General features: G+C 64.7%; 17 protein-coding genes. 5 read left to right on the top strand and 12 right to left on the bottom strand.

Annotated elements, in window-relative coordinates:
- Positions 1-30: 30 nt before the first annotated feature.
- Positions 31-891 carry a DUF559 domain-containing protein gene (locus CH289_RS02325; protein WP_033190709.1) on the top strand — a complete coding sequence of 287 codons (861 nt, stop codon included), beginning with the start codon at positions 31-33 and terminating at the stop codon, positions 889-891.
- A gap of 185 nt (positions 892-1,076) precedes the next feature.
- Positions 1,077-1,466 (top strand): hypothetical protein, encoded by a 390-nt coding sequence (locus CH289_RS02320; RefSeq protein WP_141216208.1) that lies wholly within the window; start codon positions 1,077-1,079, stop codon positions 1,464-1,466.
- On the opposite strand, the gene CH289_RS02315 is transcribed toward CH289_RS02320, so the two are convergent.
- The 6 genes from CH289_RS02315 to CH289_RS02290 are packed head-to-tail and all read right to left on the bottom strand — an operon-like array spanning position 1,416 to position 7,550.
- Positions 1,416-2,918: a carboxyl transferase domain-containing protein gene (locus CH289_RS02315; protein ID WP_033190711.1), complete on the bottom strand. Its 1,503-nt coding sequence runs from the start codon at positions 2,916-2,918 to the stop codon at positions 1,416-1,418. The genes CH289_RS02320 and CH289_RS02315 overlap by 51 nt on opposite strands.
- A 47-nt stretch (positions 2,919-2,965) precedes the next feature.
- Positions 2,966-4,162: an ABC transporter permease gene (locus CH289_RS02310; RefSeq protein ID WP_020111492.1), complete on the bottom strand. Its 1,197-nt coding sequence runs from the start codon at positions 4,160-4,162 to the stop codon at positions 2,966-2,968.
- Entirely contained in the window at positions 4,159-5,049 is an 891-nt protein-coding gene (locus CH289_RS02305; protein WP_019664394.1) for an ABC transporter ATP-binding protein, read from the bottom strand. Before CH289_RS02305 ends, CH289_RS02310 begins: the two co-directional genes overlap by 4 nt.
- A gap of 21 nt (positions 5,050-5,070) precedes the next feature.
- Positions 5,071-5,604: a membrane protein gene (locus CH289_RS02300; protein WP_037161615.1), complete on the bottom strand. Its 534-nt coding sequence runs from the start codon at positions 5,602-5,604 to the stop codon at positions 5,071-5,073.
- The gene (locus CH289_RS02295) at positions 5,601-5,873 is read right to left on the bottom strand and encodes a helix-turn-helix transcriptional regulator (RefSeq protein WP_019664396.1); all 273 of its coding nucleotides are present in this window, start codon (positions 5,871-5,873) and stop codon (positions 5,601-5,603) included. Before CH289_RS02295 ends, CH289_RS02300 begins: the two co-directional genes overlap by 4 nt.
- Before the next feature lie 48 nt (positions 5,874-5,921).
- A complete protein-coding gene (locus tag CH289_RS02290; RefSeq protein WP_094713105.1) occupies positions 5,922-7,550 on the bottom strand; it encodes an ABC-F family ATP-binding cassette domain-containing protein in 1,629 nt (542 codons plus the stop codon).
- 56 nt (positions 7,551-7,606) lie between these two features.
- On the opposite strand from CH289_RS02290, the gene CH289_RS02285 reads away from it, so the two are divergent.
- Both CH289_RS02285 and CH289_RS02280 read left to right on the top strand, forming a co-directional pair.
- Positions 7,607-8,455: an aldo/keto reductase gene (locus CH289_RS02285; protein WP_019664398.1), complete on the top strand. Its 849-nt coding sequence runs from the start codon at positions 7,607-7,609 to the stop codon at positions 8,453-8,455.
- 78 nt (positions 8,456-8,533) lie between these two features.
- The gene (locus CH289_RS02280) at positions 8,534-9,373 is read left to right on the top strand and encodes a uroporphyrinogen-III synthase (protein WP_094727152.1); all 840 of its coding nucleotides are present in this window, start codon (positions 8,534-8,536) and stop codon (positions 9,371-9,373) included.
- Here the strand turns inward: CH289_RS02280 and CH289_RS02275 are convergent.
- Positions 9,370-10,218: an SDR family NAD(P)-dependent oxidoreductase gene (locus tag CH289_RS02275; RefSeq protein ID WP_196806166.1), complete on the bottom strand. Its 849-nt coding sequence runs from the start codon at positions 10,216-10,218 to the stop codon at positions 9,370-9,372. The two genes, CH289_RS02280 and CH289_RS02275, sit on opposite strands and share 4 nt — an antisense overlap.
- Positions 10,219-10,241: 23 nt before the next feature.
- Between CH289_RS02275 and CH289_RS02270 the strand changes: the two genes are divergently transcribed.
- Positions 10,242-10,853 (top strand): TetR/AcrR family transcriptional regulator, encoded by a 612-nt coding sequence (locus CH289_RS02270; protein WP_020111487.1) that lies wholly within the window; start codon positions 10,242-10,244, stop codon positions 10,851-10,853.
- 18 nt (positions 10,854-10,871) lie between these two features.
- On the opposite strand, the gene CH289_RS02265 is transcribed toward CH289_RS02270, so the two are convergent.
- From CH289_RS02265 to CH289_RS02245, 5 genes are all read right to left on the bottom strand, one after another.
- A complete protein-coding gene (locus CH289_RS02265; protein ID WP_020111486.1) occupies positions 10,872-11,789 on the bottom strand; it encodes a vWA domain-containing protein in 918 nt (305 codons plus the stop codon).
- 63 nt (positions 11,790-11,852) lie between these two features.
- Complete coding sequence (locus CH289_RS02260) at positions 11,853-12,788, bottom strand: AAA family ATPase (protein ID WP_094626333.1); 936 nt, start codon at positions 12,786-12,788, stop codon at positions 11,853-11,855.
- A complete protein-coding gene (locus tag CH289_RS02255) occupies positions 12,785-13,621 on the bottom strand; it encodes a mycofactocin-coupled SDR family oxidoreductase (RefSeq protein ID WP_094727150.1) in 837 nt (278 codons plus the stop codon). Before CH289_RS02255 ends, CH289_RS02260 begins: the two co-directional genes overlap by 4 nt.
- Positions 13,618-14,448 (bottom strand): mycofactocin-coupled SDR family oxidoreductase, encoded by an 831-nt coding sequence (locus CH289_RS02250; protein ID WP_033190821.1) that lies wholly within the window; start codon positions 14,446-14,448, stop codon positions 13,618-13,620. The genes CH289_RS02255 and CH289_RS02250 overlap by 4 nt, the downstream gene beginning before the upstream one ends.
- Before the next feature lie 277 nt (positions 14,449-14,725).
- Positions 14,726-15,805, bottom strand: a complete 1,080-nt coding sequence (locus CH289_RS02245; RefSeq protein WP_094727148.1) for an NAD(P)-binding domain-containing protein — start codon at positions 15,803-15,805, stop codon at positions 14,726-14,728.
- Between the last annotated feature and the right edge of the window lie 54 nt (positions 15,806-15,859).

Below are 15,859 nucleotides of genomic sequence, written 5' to 3'. Positions count from 1 at the left end.
TCTGTCGGAGGTATGCGCCATCATGCGCGCATGGGGGTACTCACCACGAAAGCGCAGCTGATCGCGCAGGGACTCAGCGTCAGCACCATCTCCCGTCGGAGCCGAAGCGGCCGGCTCACTCGGCTGCTGCCGGGCGTGTACGCGACGGAGAAACCGGGCTACATGGACCTGTGTCGCGCCGTCGCTCTGTGGAAACCGGACGCGGTCTTCAGCCATTCGACCGCGGGTTGGCTGTGGGGCCTGGTAGAGGCGGAACCGCGCTCGGTCGAGGCGACCGTTGCACCCAACGCGCAGGTCCGGTCACCCGATTGGGTCGTGCTACGCCGACGTGCACTTCCTGACGTGCAAAAACTACGGGGGCTGCACGTCGTGTCGATCGAGCAGGCGTTCGTCGACCTCGCGGCAACGATGCCGACGGCCGAACTCGAGAAGTTCTTCGACGACGCCGTCGGCACGCACATTCCTGCGCGCCGGCTGGCGGCGTTCTGCGATCCCGCCAAGGGGATGGACGGAATGCAGGCCCTACGCACACAACTCCGACGGTGCTGCCCCGGCACGTTCTCGGAAGCGGAGCGCGTGGTGGCGCGCGCATTGACCGCACGCAATCTGTTCATGGACATCAACGCGAGAGTCGGACCGTACTACGGAGACCTCGTCGACTTTCGTGCGCGCGTCATCGTCGAGATCGACGGGCGCGAGTTCCACAGCACAGGTGCGGTGTTCACGAGCGATCGCCGACGCCAGAACGCGCTGGTCCTCGACGGGTGGCTGGTGCTGCGATACTCCGTGGCCACCGTCATGTCGGACCTGGATGCCGTGGTGGAGGAGATCGTGTCGGTGGTGAAGCGTCGCCGTCGGTCGATCGACGCCGACCGGACATCCCACGCGTAATCGGTGGCGGCATGAATTGCCCGATACTTCTCGATACGACGGAATCCTGCCGACTCGCGGAGTATCGGGCAATCCGTTGCAGCGGACGGCGTCGGTGGCAAGGCCGCGTAGACGTCGACCCCGTGGCCATAATGATTCCGTCAAGATCCTGGCGACGCGGTGGGGGCGGATGGAGACTCGCTGATGTGACTCTTTTCGAGATGCTGCCGTCTCTTCGTAATGCAGGCCGACCACGATTCGATTCGGAGTTGTGGCCGTCGGGCACGGGTTTTCGTGATGGGCGATTGATGGTCGACGGGGTGTTCGTCGACGATTTCGCTGATTGCGAGGGCACGCCGGCGCGGTTGGGTTGTGTGGTGGTGACGCGGGTGAGATCGGTGATTGCCGGGATCGTGCGTGTCGATGCCGTGCTCGGGTGCGTGGAGGTCGCCGATATCGCCAACCGCCATTCGGTGGTGGGTCGGCAGTTCTTCGCGATGGGCGACGCCAAGGTGGAGCTTCCGTCGGATGTGCGGGCCGGTGACCTACTGGCCTTGATTCCCGAGGCCCAGGCGTCGGTACCGGGCGAGGCGTGAGGACACGCGGTCGTCGTCGGAGCTGATGTTGCGCAGTTCTCGTGCGATGGCCCCGGCGATGCGGATCGAGAAATCGACGGGTTCCTCTGCTGCATCGGGGTGTTCGGGCACGATGGCATCGACGATGCCGTCGCGGAGCAGGTCCACGGACCGAATGCCTTGTGCCTCGGCCATGTCCGACGCATGTGCTGTGTCGCGGTGAACGATGGCGCTGGCGCCTTCCGGCGGAAGCGGTGCGAGCCAGGCGTTCTGTGCGCACAAGGTGCGGTCGGCGGGCAGCAGGGCGAGGGCGCCGCCGCCTGTTCCCTGGCCGAGGAGAACCGACACCGTCGGGGTGTCGACGGTCACGAGATCGCTGATGCATCGGGCGATCTCGGGTGCGATCCCGCCTTCTTCCGCTTCCTTGGACAGTGCTGCGCCGAACGTGTCGATGACGAGGACCAGAGGAATGCGGAGCTCCTCGGCCAGTTTCATTCCACGCCGAGCCTGACGCAGCGCGCCTGGTCCCATCGTCGCGGTGATGCTGTGGCTGCTTCGGTCGTTGCCGAAGACCACACAGGAGATTCCTCGGAATTTGCACAACGACAACAGGATCGTCGTGTCCGACTCGCCTTGGCCGGTGCCGCTGAGCGGGACCTGTTCGCTGGCTGCATGTTCGAGGAGTTCCCGCACGCCCGGCCGATCGGGGCGACGTGAGGATTCCACGGAATGCCACGCGGAACGATCAGGGATGTCGCCGACGGTGGGAGCCGGGTCGAGGTGGTGGGCTGTCTCGCCCTCGTGGCTGACGACGCGGAGCGCGCGGACCATGAGGTGTCTGAGGCTGTCCACGGGAACCACACCGTCGATGACGCCATGGTGGTAGAGGTTCTCGGCGGTCTGTACGCCTTCGGGAAAGGGCTTGTCGTACAGTGCTTGATAGACGCGCGGGCCGAGAAATCCGATGAGCGCACCGGGCTCGGCGAACGTGACGTGAGCGAGTGATCCCCAGGATGCGAAGACGCCCCCGGTCGTCGGATTGCGGAGATACACCAGGTACGGCAGGCCGGCTTGTTTGTGCAAGGTCACCGCACCCGCGATCTTCACCATCTGTACGAACGCGAGGGTGCCCTCCTGCATGCGAGTCCCACCCGACGTGGGCGACGCGATCAGCGGGAGGTTCTCCGCGGTGGCGCGCTCGATGGCAGTGGCGATTCGTTCGGCGGCCGCCACGCCGATCGACCCGGCCAGGAAAGCGAACTCGCACGCAATGATGGCCACCGGCCTGCCGTCGACCAGTCCCTGTCCGGTGAGAACGGACTCGTCGACGCCGCTCTTGTCTCGGGCTTTCGCCAAGTCGGCGGCATACTTCGGGCCGGGGGAGACGTCGATCGGCGCACGATCCCACGACACGAACGATCCGCCGTCGAGAACTGCATCGAGTATCTCGGCGGCGGACGTCCGTGTTGTCATGAATCAGAGCCTAATCGGGTCGTTCCTGCAGGCTCCACTCCCGGATCCTAACGGGCGAATGCTTCCTTCCACGTGACGGTCTTGCCGATGCGCAGAATGGACCGCTGGTAGATCTTGGCGGCGACGACGGCGAGTGCCGCGGTGGTGGCCGCCATGATGAGGGCGGTTCCGATGATCTGGTAGACCGGCGCGACGCCTGCTGCGATACGGAGCGGCATCATGACGGCGGAGAACGGCGGAATCCAGCTGAGAACGTTGCTGAGTGTGCTCTCCGGGTCGCCGACCGAGTAGAACGCCGCGAAGAACATTGCCATGATCAGCAACAGGAGCGGCATCGTCGTCGAATTGACGTCTTCTTGCCTGGAGACCATCGATCCACCGGCTGCGTACAGGACCGCGAAGAAGGCGAAGCCGAGCACGAACCAGCCGAGGGTGCCGGCGAAGACGCTGATCGCGGTTCCGGTGATGGTGAGTGTGCCCGTTGCAAGTCCGGCGCCCACACCTGCCGCACCGTAGAGGGCGAGTTGCAGGATTCCGACGGCTCCGATGCCGAGGATCTTGCCCCACAGCAACTGAAGCGGCCTGACGGTGGAGAGCAGCAGTTCGACGACGCGCGAGGACTTCTCTTCGACGACGCCCATGGCAACGTACATTCCGAAGCCGATGATCTGGGCGTACAGGATGAACACGGCAGCCAGAGACAGCGCAACTCGTTGTCCTGCTTCGGGATCCGGCGGGTCGATAGCTTCGACCGTGACCGTTGCGTTCGCGACGGCGGTTGCGACGGCGTCCCGGTCGACGCCTTGCTGCGCCAGCGCGGCGTCGGTAGCCTGCGATTGGACACTGCCTTCGACGACGGCTCGCAGTGCTCCGGTGAGCTCGGAATCGGTGATCGCGGTGTAGGCGCCGGATCCCGCCGGTACGAGAGCTACTGCGACGTCGCCGGATTCGACGTCCGATCGAGCTGCGTCGGCGTCGGCGATCTCGCGGATGTCGACGGGGCTGCCGACGGCGTCTCCGGTGGCGGTGATGACGGCCGCGATCTGTTGGTCGCCGACGATGCCGACGACGTCGCGGTCTTCGTCGTCTCCGCCCGCGAAGATGGAGTACGCGATGATGCCGCCGATGATGACGGCGAGAATGATGACGTTGGAGATGACGAAGCTTTTCTTCATCACCTGAACGGTGAACTCGCGCTTGGCGATCAGGCCGATTGCCCGGCTCGAAGATACTTGGGTGCTCATGCCACTGCCTCTCGGAACAGGTCGCTCAACGACGGTTTGTGGAAGGAGAATTCGTGTACGGGTCCGGTGGCGAGGGCGGCACGAAGGATGGCCTGGTCGTCGGTTCCCGGTGCGATCGAGAGGAGCGTCCGGCCGGCGCTGTGACTGACGGCCCGGGCGCCTGCGATGCCGTCGGCCCAGCCGGGCTGGGCGTTCGGTGCGTGTACTTCGAGTTGCGCATCACCTGATCCGCGGAGTTCGTCGACGGTGCCGACGGCTTTCATGGATCCGGCGGCGATGATGCCGACTCGGTCGCACAGTCGTTGCACGAGATCCAACTGGTGGCTGGAGAAGATCACCGGGACTCCGGACGACGCTTTCTCGCGGAGTACGTCGCTCATGACGTCGACGGCAACCGGGTCGAGACCGGAGAACGGCTCGTCCAGTACCAGAACCGCGGGGTCGTGCACGAGTGCCGCGGCGAGCTGAACGCGCTGCTGGTTGCCCAGGCTGAGTGCGTCGACGGTGTCGTTCAGTCGTTCCGAGATACCGAGTCGTTCGGTCCACGTGCCTACGGCCGACTTGGCGTCCGACGGTGAAAGGCCGTGCAGTTCGGCCAGATACGCGAGCTGCGGGCCGACCTTCATCTTGGGATAGAGGCCGCGTTCCTCCGGCATGTAGCCGATGGTGCGGCGGACATCGAGGTCGACGGGTTTGCCGCCGAGCAGGACCTGCCCGGAGTCGGCGGACAGTACGCCGAGGGTGATGCGCATGGTGGTGGTCTTGCCTGCGCCGTTGCTGCCGACGAAGCCGAAGAGTTCACCGGGGTGTACGTCGAACTTCAGGGAGTCGAGGGCGATCTTGTCGCCGTATCTCTTGGAGATGTTGTCGATCGTAAGGGTGCTCATGGTGCCCTTTCTTCTCGTTTCTCAGAGGTCTTCCGGGTCGGGGTCGGGAGTGATCCAGGCGAGAATCATTGCCGGGGAGCAGATTCCGGCCATCAGGCTGACGAGTGTCCACAACGCGCCTGCGTAGGCGAGTCGCTCGTTCTCGTATCCGGTGGCGAGGATGATCAGCGTGAACACCGAGACCATGACGAGGCCCTGGGTGACGGTCAAGCCGATCGACCGAGCCTCGTTGCGCTGCTGTACTTCCCATTCGTCGAGTGCGCCCACGGGTGCATCGCTGTGGCGGCCGGAGGCGGTTTGCAGCATCGTCCACAGCACGAGGAAGGCGACGGTGCCGGCGACCCACAGGATGGGTGCCCACTTCCAGAACAGCGATGCAACAGCGATGGCGAGAAGCGCGACGAGGGTGGAAATTACTGCAACCGCAAGGATTCGACGGCGCTTCTGGGTTCGCCACTTCGGCAGCATGTGCCGAGTCTTCGCGTCGTTCTCGAGAAACCTGCGTGTGCGGTAGTCCTGGTAGCGCGTCAGAATGTTCGAGTCGGGGGTGGTCACTTGTCGTTCTCCCTTCTGAACAGTTCGGCGGAGAGTGGACCGAGTTCCTTGCGTGAGAACACTGCTTCGACGGGAAGGTCGAATACTTCACAGATGCGCAGTGCCAGGTCGAGGCTCGGATAGTGGTCGCCCCGCTCGAGGGCGCCCACTGTCTGCGGGTTGACTTCGATGAGTTCGGCGAGTTGCGCGCGGCTCATCTTTCGTTCGGCCCGCAGAACTCCCACCCGGTTGAAGATCGGGAGCGTGTTCCCACGCTTGACGGGGCTCATGGAACAAAGTGTTGTATAAACCCAACGATCTGTCAACCATGGATAACGTCAGGCCTCGGTGAGTTGCCCCGACGTCATGGTCCACCGACGGGTCGCCCGGACGGTGCCCAGCATGCGGCGGTCGTGGGTGACCAGCAGGAGCGTGCCCTCGAAGTTCTCCATCGCCCGTTCCAACTGCTCGATGGCCGGAAGGTCCAAGTGGTTCGTCGGCTCGTCGAGCACCAGAAGGTTGACGCCGCGCGCCTGCAGCAGGGCCAAGGCCGCGCGGGTGCGTTCACCGGGGGACAGGGAGCCTGCAGGCCGGAGGGGATCGTCGCCGCGTAGGCCGAATTTCGCCAGGAGGGTCCGCACATCGGCGTCGGGCCAGTCGGGGACTGCTGCGCTCAGCGAGTCCGATACGGTCGCTGTCCCGGTGAACAGCCCACGAGCCTGATCGATTTCGCCGATCGCGACGCCGGAACCCAGGGACGCCGTCCCGTCGTCGGGAACGAGTTTTCCGAGCAGAACGGACAGCAATGTGGTCTTGCCCGAGCCGTTCTCGCCCGTGATCAAGACTCTGTCACCGAATTCGATCTGCGTGGTGACGGGTCCGAACGTGAAACCTGTCCGACGGACGACAGCACCGCTCAGCACCGACACGACGGTCCCGCTTCGGGGTGCAGCTGCGATCTCCATGCGCAGCTCCCACTCCTTGCGGGGCTCTTCGACCACCTCGAGCCGTTCGATGCGCCGCTGCGTCTGACGGGCTTTCGCGGCCTGCTTCTCGGTGGACTCCGCCCGAGTCTTGCGGCTGATCTTGTCGTTGTCGGTCGCCTTGCGGCGTGCATTGCGGACACCGGATTCCATCCAGTTGCGCTGCATCTGCGCACGAGATTCGAGCGAGGCCTTGGTGTCGGCGAATTCGTCGTACTTCTCCCGCGCGTGCTGACGGGCGATCTCTCGCTCGGCGAGGTAGGACTCGTAACCCCCGTCGTACACGTCGATGCGGTGTTGCGCGCGATCCAACTCGACGATGCCGGTGACCGTCCTGGCCAGGAACTCACGGTCGTGGCTGACGACGACGATCGCCGCTCGCGTTTCGACCACGAACCGTTCCAACTGCTCGAGGCCGGCCAGGTCGAGGTCGTTGGTCGGCTCGTCGAGCAGCAGAATGTCGTACCTGGCCAGCAGAATGGCGGCGAGCCCTGCCCGGGCAGCCTGGCCACCGGACAGCGACGTCATGAGTGCGCTTCCGTCGACATCGAGGTCGGCGAGCACCTTCGCCGTTCGCTCGGCGAGATCGGCGCCGCCGAGGGCAAGCCATCGCTCCAACGCGGGAGTGTAACGATCCTCACCGTCGTCGTCGCCGAGGGCTTCGGCTGCATCGTTCATCGCCTGCTCAGCGGCCGTGACGCCGGTTCGTCGTCCGACGAACTCCACGATGGTTTCATCGGCGATACGTTCGGGTTCCTGCGCGAGATATCCGACGGTGGCGTCGGGCGGGCTCGTGTAGATCTCCCCCTCGGAATCGGCGGTTCCGACGCCGGCCAGAAGCGTGAGCAACGTCGATTTACCTGCACCGTTGGCTCCGACGAGGCCGATGACATCGCCTTCGGTCACGGTGAGGTCGAGGCCTGAGAACAGCGTGCGGTCACCGTGAAAAGCAGCAAGGTCGTCGATACGGAGCGTGGCAGTCACCCGATCAGTATTCCCTGCCAGGGAACAGACTCGCACCGCCGACCGTTGGCCTTCGTATGACGTTTTCACCGCAGACAAGCACTGTCCCGACGATCACCCTCAACGACGGACATGCGATTCCGCAGCTCGGCTTCGGCGTGTGGCAGGTCCCGGACGACGGCGCGCACGACGCGGTAGCCGAGGCTCTGAAGGTCGGTTACCGCAGCATCGACACCGCCAAGGTCTACGAGAACGAGACCGGTACCGGTAAGGCGATCGCGGAGTCCGGCATCGCCCGCGACGAGCTGTTCGTCACCACCAAGTTGTGGAACGACGACCAGGGTTACGACTCCACGCTGAAGGCCTTCGACGCCAGTCTGGAGCGCCTCGGCCTCGAGTACCTGGACCTGTACCTCATTCACTGGCAGCAGCTGGACCGCGACAAGTACATCGACACGTTCAAGGCGTTCCAGAAGCTGAAGGCCGACGGACGTGTCGGGTCCATCGGCGTCTCGAACTTCACGATCCCGACGCTGGAGAAGCTGGCCGACGCCGTGGGCGAGACGCCGTCGATCAACCAGATCGAGCTTCACCCGCGCCTCATCCAGGAGGAACTGCGGGCTTTCCACACCAAGCACGGCATCGCGACCGAGGCCTGGAGCCCGCTCGGCTCCGGCACGGTTCTCGAGGAGCCCGCCCTGAAGCCGATCGCCGACGCTCACAGCGTCACCCCGGCGCAGGTCATTCTGCGTTGGCACATCCAGCTCGGCAACGTCGTGATCCCCAAGTCGGTCACTCCCGAGCGCATCGCGAGCAACTTCGACGTGTTCGGCTTCGAGCTGTCGAACGACGAGATCCAGCAGATCAACGCACTCGACTCTGCTGACGGCCGTACCGGCCCGGATCCGGACAAGTTCTCGTCCTGATTTCTCTTCACTCACGCGCGGACGCAGACCCCAGGGTCTGCGTCCGCGCGTGTGTAGGTGGGCCGGCCCTCGGCGCTTATGCTGAGCGGCATGGCACCGTTGACGGGGAAAACGATCGCGCTGACGGCCGAGCGTCGGGCCGACGAGTTCGCGACTCTTCTCGAGCGCCGGGGCGCCCGTACCGTGCACGTTCCCGCGATTCACGTACTTCCCCTCGTCGACGATTCCAATCTGCGGGAGAAGACCGAAGGCATCATCGCGCATCCGCCGGAGCTGGTCGTGATCAGTACCGGTATCGGTTTCCGCGGTTGGCTCGACGCCGCGGAGACCTGGGATTCCCGTGATGCGCTGCTGAGCGCTCTGGGGAATTCCCGCATCATTGCGCGAGGACCCAAGGCGCGCGGCGCGATTCGCGGCGCCGGACTCCGCGAAGTCTGGTCCCCGGCCACCGAGGCGTCGCAGGAAGTAGCCGATCACCTCGAGTCCGAGGGGATCGCGGGCGTGGATGTCGCAGTGCAGCTTCACGGCACCATCACCGAATGGGAGCCGACGATTCATCTGAGCGACGCCCTCGAGCGGCTCGGCGCCGAGGTGCGCGCCATCCCTGTGTACCGCTGGATTCGCCCACTCGATCAACAGCCGCTGATCGACCTGCTCGCCAAGATCCTGAACCACGAGGTCGACGCCGTCACGTTCACCAGCGCACCGGCGGTCGCTTCGCTTCTGTCGACGGCCAAGGACAACGGACTGCTCGACGAGTTTCTCACCGCTCTGCGCGGTCCTGTCGCTGCGATCTGCGTGGGGCCGGTCACGTCGGCGCCGCTGGATGCTCTGGATGTTCCGACGCGTATGCCGGAACGGGCGAGGTTGGGTTCGCTGGCCAAGTACGTGGTGGACGAGCTGGGCGAGAAGAGCTAGCGCAACGCGGGGCCGAGCAGCATGCCGCCGTCGACGGCGAGGTCGGAGCCGGTGGCGAACGACGCCCTCGGTGAGGTGAGATACAGGAGTGCCTCGGTGATGTCCTCGGGACGTCCGAGTCGCGGAATCGCAAAGGGCTCAGGCGAATAGAAGTCCGTTATGGGTCGCTCTCCCGGTGCGGTGGGATGCGTGACGAACGGGGTTTCGATCACGCCAGGACTGACCGAATTGACTCTGATGTTGTCTCGCCCCAACTCGAGGGCCGCAGATTTCGTCAAACCCAAGAGAGCCCACTTGCCGGCGACGTACGGTGCGTACATCGCAGTTCCTCCGTGCGCCATCGTCGATGCGATGTTGACGATGACTCCGCCGCCCCCACGTCTCATCGAGGGTGTCACCGCCTTGATCCCCAGAAATTGACCGGTGAGGTTCACGTCGAGGATTCGGTTCCATGCGGCGGGGTCGGTGTCCTCGATGGTTGCCGCCGGGTTCTGGATACCCGCGTTGTTGACAAGAATCGACACAGGTCCGAACCGGGACTCCGCGACGTCGATTGCCGACGCCCACTCCTGTGGGCGAGTGACGTCCAAGCGAACGGCGACGGCCCGCTCACCGAGTTCCTCGGCCACGTCGTCGACGGCGTCCGACCGTCCTGCCGCCACCACGTTCGCACCGGCTGCGTGATACGCCCGCGCGTGGCTCTGTCCCTGTCCGCCTGCTCCTCCTGTGATCAACACTGTGATGCCGTCGAATTCACCCATGAATGCCTCCTGCTCGAAGTGGTGAGTCGATTGACTCACCATGCGAACGTAGATCAGAGAGGTGAGGTGAGTCAAGCGACTCACCTCACCTCGTGCAGAATGCAGAGATGCCAACACGACCGTCGGATTATCACCGCGGAATCGCCGAGGAAAAGCGAGCTGCCATCGTTCGAGCGGCCACCGACCTGTTCCTGAAATCCGGCTACGATCGGACTTCGCTGGCGAAAATCGCGGACGCTTCCGGCGTTTCGAAAGCCACCTTGTTCAAACAGTTTCCGACCAAGGCGACGTTGTTCGAAGCAATCGTGCGCGAATCGTGGACACCGGGAGGCAGCGAAGACCTGCCCAGTGACGTCGATCTGGTCGGGCTCGGACGCCGATACGTCGAACTTCTCGGTCGACCCGAAATGGTGGCCCTGTTCAGGATCGTCATAGCGGAGGTGCCGCGATTTCCGGAGCTCGGACGCACGCAGTTCGACCTCGGAAAGATGCCGTACTTCGATTCGGTCAGAGCGTGGTTCGACACCACGAACGAGTCCGGACGGTTCGTCGTCGAGGACGCCGAGCTCGCAGCTACCCAGTTTCTCGGAATGATCTCGAACTTCGTGTTCTGGCCGAAGTTGCTGCTCGTGGACTGGTCGCCGAGTGCGGAACAGTGTGATCGTGCGGTCCTGGAGGCCGTGGCAACCATGGAGGCGCGGTATCGGGCGGTTCGATGAGTCCGGCGGTACGCGGGGTCAGCCGTCGAAGAACGCCGTCAGGGCAGGTCCGACGTCGCGGTAGGTGCGCACTGTTCGAATGCGGCCGTGACCGAGGCGTGCGAGATCACGTCCCAGATCGACGTCGTGTTCACCGGAGGCGTCGAGCAGGACGTCGAGCCGGGGAATCGATGCGGCGACGTAGCGGGGGTCGGGTCCGGCGTTGTGTACGCAGTCCGAGAGCAGCAGCACACGCTTGTCGGGTGACGAGACCGTACGCAGAAGTCCCGCCGCAGTCTCGAGCGCGAACTGCACGTTCGTCAGTCCACGAGCCGGGATGCTCAGCACAGTGTCGAGAATCCCGAGCGGGGTCGTCGGATCGCCGAACCGGGCGAGCACGGCGGCGTCGGACCAGAATGCGACGACAGCCAAATCGTCCGCGTTCAGCTCACCCGCCACCGCACCCACCGTCGCCGCCGCGGTACGTACCCGTTCCCCCTTCATCGATCCCGAGATGTCGACGACGAGAACGATCGACCTCTTGGTGTGCAGCCGCTCGCGTACGACGATGTCGTCGTCCTCGGGATACGGGTTGGCTGCGAGCACGTCGATCGTTCGGTCCATGTCGAGTTCGTCGGAGCCGTCGCGGTAACGCAGCGACGTCAGTTCGCCGATTCCACGGCGAGCGCGGACGTCGCGTCGGGGACGGCGAACTGCCAGGCGTGCAGCGATCTTTCGGGCTCTGGCCCGCGTCGCGGCATCGATGGTGGTGTTCTCGCTTGCCTCGAACAGCGAGATGATCTCGGCGGACTCGTCGGTGAAACCGGGTGCCGACGGATTGTTCTCACCGGCAGCGTGTCCGGGCCGACCGCGGCCGTCGGCGACGAGAACGACTCCACCGGCGCCCGGGCGATACAGGGACGGTGATTCGGTGAGCTGTTTCGGTTTGCGGCGCAACGGCTTCAGTGCCGAGGTTTTCGAACTCGGTCGACGGACGGGTGAATCCGCCGGTACTGCTCTTCAACCCGGAGCGGCGGCAGCCGGCTGAAGCAGGAAGTGGTCTTCCCATATCCGGTGCAGGATCGTTTCCGGCGTGGCGTCGGCGGTGTCGTCGACGTGGATACGCCCGGACAGGGCGACGTAGACGGCGTCGAGCATCACCTGTCGGTAGTCGTCGGGTAGGTCGCGCGGGGGTTCGATGTCGGTGACGTCGGGGACCGTCACCTCGCGCAACGACGCCAGTTGCCAGGCCACGAGCGTCAGATCGATCGCTCCTCGGACGCTGCTGCCCTGGGTGATGTCCTCGTGTTCACGAGTCGCCCGGGTGATGGCGACGGCGTCGGCGATCAGTCTGAGAGAGTCGGATTCGGTTCTCAGGGCTACGATTCCGCGCTCGGCCTCGGCGTCCTGGTATCCGATGGCCAAGCGGCACAACCGGTCGTGCACGCTGGTGGAGAGTCGAGTGGTGCCGACGTTGTCGTACGGGTTCATCGACGCCACCACGCGGAACGACGGCAGAGCGGACACCGTTCCGACGCGGGGGATGGTGATTCTGCGTTCGGCCATGGCCGTCAGCAGAGTGTTGAGCGTGTCCTCGGGCGCACGATTGAATTCCTCGACGTACAGGAAACCGCCGGTGCGCATGGCCTCGACCAGCGGGCCCGGTACGAAGTTGTCCTCACTGTAATCCTCCCGGAGTACCCGAGAAGGATTGTGATGCCCGACGATTCGAGCCGGCGTCAGGTCGGCGTTGCCTTCGACGAACAGCAGCGGGATGCCCCAGTCCGCCGTGATCGCACCGAGCAGTGTGGATTTGCTGGTGCCGGGCGGACCCTCGATCAGCAGATCTCGCCCGGCGGCCACGGCAGCCAGCAGCAGGTCGAGTTCACGATCCCGCCCGACGATGTGCGCCGCGATCCGGCGGCGCACATCGGTGATCGACGTCAGCAGCGTCATTTGATCGTGTATCCGGCATCGACGGGAATGGTTGCCCCCGTGATGTATCGGGCGGCATCCGAGACCAGGAAGGCGATGGCATTGGAGATGTCGATCGGTTCGACCCACGGGATGGGCATGGTGTTGGTGGTCGCGAAGATCGGCTCGGCCTTCTCGCGGCTCGGGTTCGGGTCGTCGGGCGCGAACAGACCCCACGTCTTCGGGTTCTGAATCATCACGGTGTCCACACCGGTGGGATGAACGGTGTTGACGCGGATACTGTGCTGGCCGAACTCGTTCGCCAGCGTTCGCATGATGCCGACGACGCCGTGTTTGGTTGCGGTGTAGTGCACGGTGTTCGGGGTGCCCTTCAGACCTGCCGTCGAGCTGGTCAGGACGATCGATCCACCGCGTCCGCCGGCGACGATGTGGGGGAGCGCCGCCTTGCACGTGTTCCACACACCGGTGAGGTTGACGTCGATCATGGTGCGCCAGGCGTCGTCGGTGATGTCGAGCGCGGGTGAAATCTCGAAGACGCCGGCGTTGCCGAGGGCGATGTCGAGGCGTCCGAGCTCGGCAACCCCGTCGTCGACGGCCTTCTTCAGGCCCGCCGAGTCGCGGACGTCCACCTGGGTGGCGACGATGCGACGATCGAGTGCCTCCACCTGCTTCACGGTGTCATCCAGTTCGGCACGCGTTGCGGCAGGGTACATTTCGATGGTGTCGACGGTTCCGCAGATGTCGACGGCGATGATGTCCGCGCCTTCCTCGGCGAGCCGGAGCGCGTGGCTGCGGCCTTGGTTGCGGGCAGCTCCGGTGATGAAGGCTACCTTGCCTTCGAGTGTTCCGGTCACTTGATCACCGACCCGGCGTCGACGGGCAACTGGACTCCGGTGATGTAGCGAGCGTCGTCGGACACCAGGAAGGCGATGGCATTGGAGATGTCGACGGGTTCGACCCACTCGATCGGAAGTGCGTTGAGTGTCTTGAACGCGGCGCCCGCATCTTCCTTCGTGGGATTCGGGGTGTCCGGCAGGAAGAGGTTGTACGTCTCCGAGTTGTGGATCATGTCCGTGTTCACCGAGGTGGGGTGTACCGAGTTCACGCGAATGTCGAAGGGTGCCAGTTCGTTTGCGAATGTCTTGACCAGCCCGACTACTCCGTGTTTGGCAGCGACGTAGTGCGCCAGGTTGGCCAGGCCCTTGATCCCGGCGGTGGAGCTGGTCAACACGATCGCGCCCCCGTTCCCGCCGGCCTTGAGGTGCGGCACGGCGGCGCGGACGGTCTTGAACACGCCGGTGAGGTTGATTGCGATCATCTCGTCCCAGACGTCGTCCGTCAGGTCCTCGAGCGGCGCGAACGTGGCGATGCCTGCATTCGCGAGAACGATGTCGAGGCGACCGAGTTCGGCCACGCCGTCGTCGACGGCCTTGGTGACCTGGGCGGTGTCACGGACATCGGCTTTGGAGGCGACGATCCGTCGATCCAGAGCTTCGACCTGGCGGACCGTCTCGGCGAGGTCCTCCTCGGTGGCGAGCGGATACCCGACGGAGCCGACCTGCTCGCAGATGTCGATCGCGATGATGTCGGCACCTTCCTGGGCCAGTTTCAGAGCGTGGCTTCTGCCTTGGCCGCGTGCGGCTCCGGTGATGAATGCAACTTTCCCGTCGAGCTTTCCCATGTGCGAACTTCCTTGTTCGTGTGCGGTGAAAACCTGTGCGAGCGCGGAACGTTCACGCACCGAGGCGGTACGTTCCGCGGCAGGACGCCCAAGATGGAGGGCATGCAAAGAAACCTATCCGACACTCAGTGCAGAAGTGGGCGATTTGCTTGAATTTTCTACGTGTAACCGACGGTTTCGGGTAAGAACCGGATCCGAAACTTCACTACCGATCTCGAGTTCGCACTTGTTCAGATCGAATCGGCAGAATCACCTGCACAAGTGCGAACTCGGCGAGCTATCTGCTGCCGAGGGTGCCGAGGAGTTCGGTCACTGCGGCTCGGCCGGCGCGGTTGGCGCCGATGGTGCTGGCGGAGGGACCGTAGCCGAGGAGGTGGACGCGGTGGTCGGAGGCGACGCGGGTGGCGAGGCGTCCGTCCATGACGATGCCGCCGCCGTGGCCGCGGAGCCGCAGGGGTGCGAGGTGGTCGAGTGCACTGCGGAATCCGGTGGCCCAGAGGATGACGTCGGCGTCGAGGAAGGAATCGTCGGCCCAGCGCACTCCGCCCGGTTCGATGGTGCTGAACATCGGTAGCCGGTGCAGGGCACCTCGGTCGCGTGCTGCCTTCAGTCGGTCGGTCAGCAGCAGCCCGGTGACGGAGACGACGGATCCCGGTGGCAGCCCGGCGCGGACGCGTTCTTCGACCATGGCGACGGCGGCGCGTCCGGCGTCGGGTCCGAAGTCGCTGTCGCGGAACTCGGGCTCGCGCCGTGTCACCCAGGTCGTGGAGGTGACGAGGGAGATCTCGTCGAGCAGTTGGACAGCGGAGATGCCGCCGCCGACGATCACGACGTGCTTGCCGGCGAACTCGTCGGCTGTGCGGTAGTCCTTGGTGTGGAGTTGGCGTCCGGTGAACGTCTCGGCGCCGGGGTACCTCGGGACGAACGGTTTTTCCCAGGTTCCGGTTGCGTTGATCAGCCCGCGAGCCGAGAGCACGATGTCCTCCGACTCGACTCGGAACCGGGGTTCGCGGTCGCAGACCACGGTGACGGTGACCGGTCGTCGAACCTGCAGGTCGAACTTCTTCTCGTAGACGTCGTAGTAGCGCGGGACGGCCTCGGCGGCGATCACTCCGTCCGGATTCTCGTCGGTCAGCACCTCGGCGAACTCCATGCCCGGCAGGTCGTGGACTCGGTTGACGGTGCTGAGGGTCAGCGACGGCCACCGGTACTGCCACGCCCCTCCGGCGGCGGGAGACCTGTCGAGCATGACGAATCCTTCGCCGGCCACCAGCCCGGCTCGGCGGAGGTGGTAGCCCGCGGACAGGCCCGCTTGGCCGGCCCCGATGACGGCGACATCTGTTTCGATCACGTTCACCAGTACATCAGCCCGCAGTAGTCGCTCACATCTACCGATGGGTAACGTCTGATC

The sequence above is a fragment of the Rhodococcus sp. RS1C4 genome (assembly GCF_002258225.1).
In the GTDB taxonomy this organism is placed as follows: domain Bacteria; phylum Actinomycetota; class Actinomycetes; order Mycobacteriales; family Mycobacteriaceae; genus Rhodococcoides; species Rhodococcoides fascians_E.
The sequence above is the reverse complement of the archived record's forward strand: the minus strand, read 5'-3'. Positions and strand labels throughout refer to the sequence as shown.

What these genes read in the sequence shown, in the direction of transcription:
- CH289_RS02325 (WP_033190709.1), top strand. Translation starts at nt 31, where the DNA reads ATGGGGGTACTCACCACGAAAGCGCAGCTGATCGCGCAGGGACTCAGC.
- CH289_RS02315 (WP_033190711.1), bottom strand. Translation starts at nt 2,918, where the DNA reads ATGACAACACGGACGTCCGCCGCCGAGATACTCGATGCAGTTCTCGAC.
- CH289_RS02310 (WP_020111492.1), bottom strand. Translation starts at nt 4,162, where the DNA reads ATGAGCACCCAAGTATCTTCGAGCCGGGCAATCGGCCTGATCGCCAAG.
- CH289_RS02305 (WP_019664394.1), bottom strand. Translation starts at nt 5,049, where the DNA reads ATGAGCACCCTTACGATCGACAACATCTCCAAGAGATACGGCGACAAG.
- CH289_RS02295 (WP_019664396.1), bottom strand. Translation starts at nt 5,873, where the DNA reads ATGAGCCCCGTCAAGCGTGGGAACACGCTCCCGATCTTCAACCGGGTG.
- CH289_RS02285 (WP_019664398.1), top strand. Translation starts at nt 7,607, where the DNA reads ATGACGTTTTCACCGCAGACAAGCACTGTCCCGACGATCACCCTCAAC.
- CH289_RS02280 (WP_094727152.1), top strand. Translation starts at nt 8,534, where the DNA reads ATGCTGAGCGGCATGGCACCGTTGACGGGGAAAACGATCGCGCTGACG.
- CH289_RS02270 (WP_020111487.1), top strand. Translation starts at nt 10,242, where the DNA reads ATGCCAACACGACCGTCGGATTATCACCGCGGAATCGCCGAGGAAAAG.
- CH289_RS02260 (WP_094626333.1), bottom strand. Translation starts at nt 12,788, where the DNA reads ATGACGCTGCTGACGTCGATCACCGATGTGCGCCGCCGGATCGCGGCG.
- CH289_RS02250 (WP_033190821.1), bottom strand. Translation starts at nt 14,448, where the DNA reads ATGGGAAAGCTCGACGGGAAAGTTGCATTCATCACCGGAGCCGCACGC.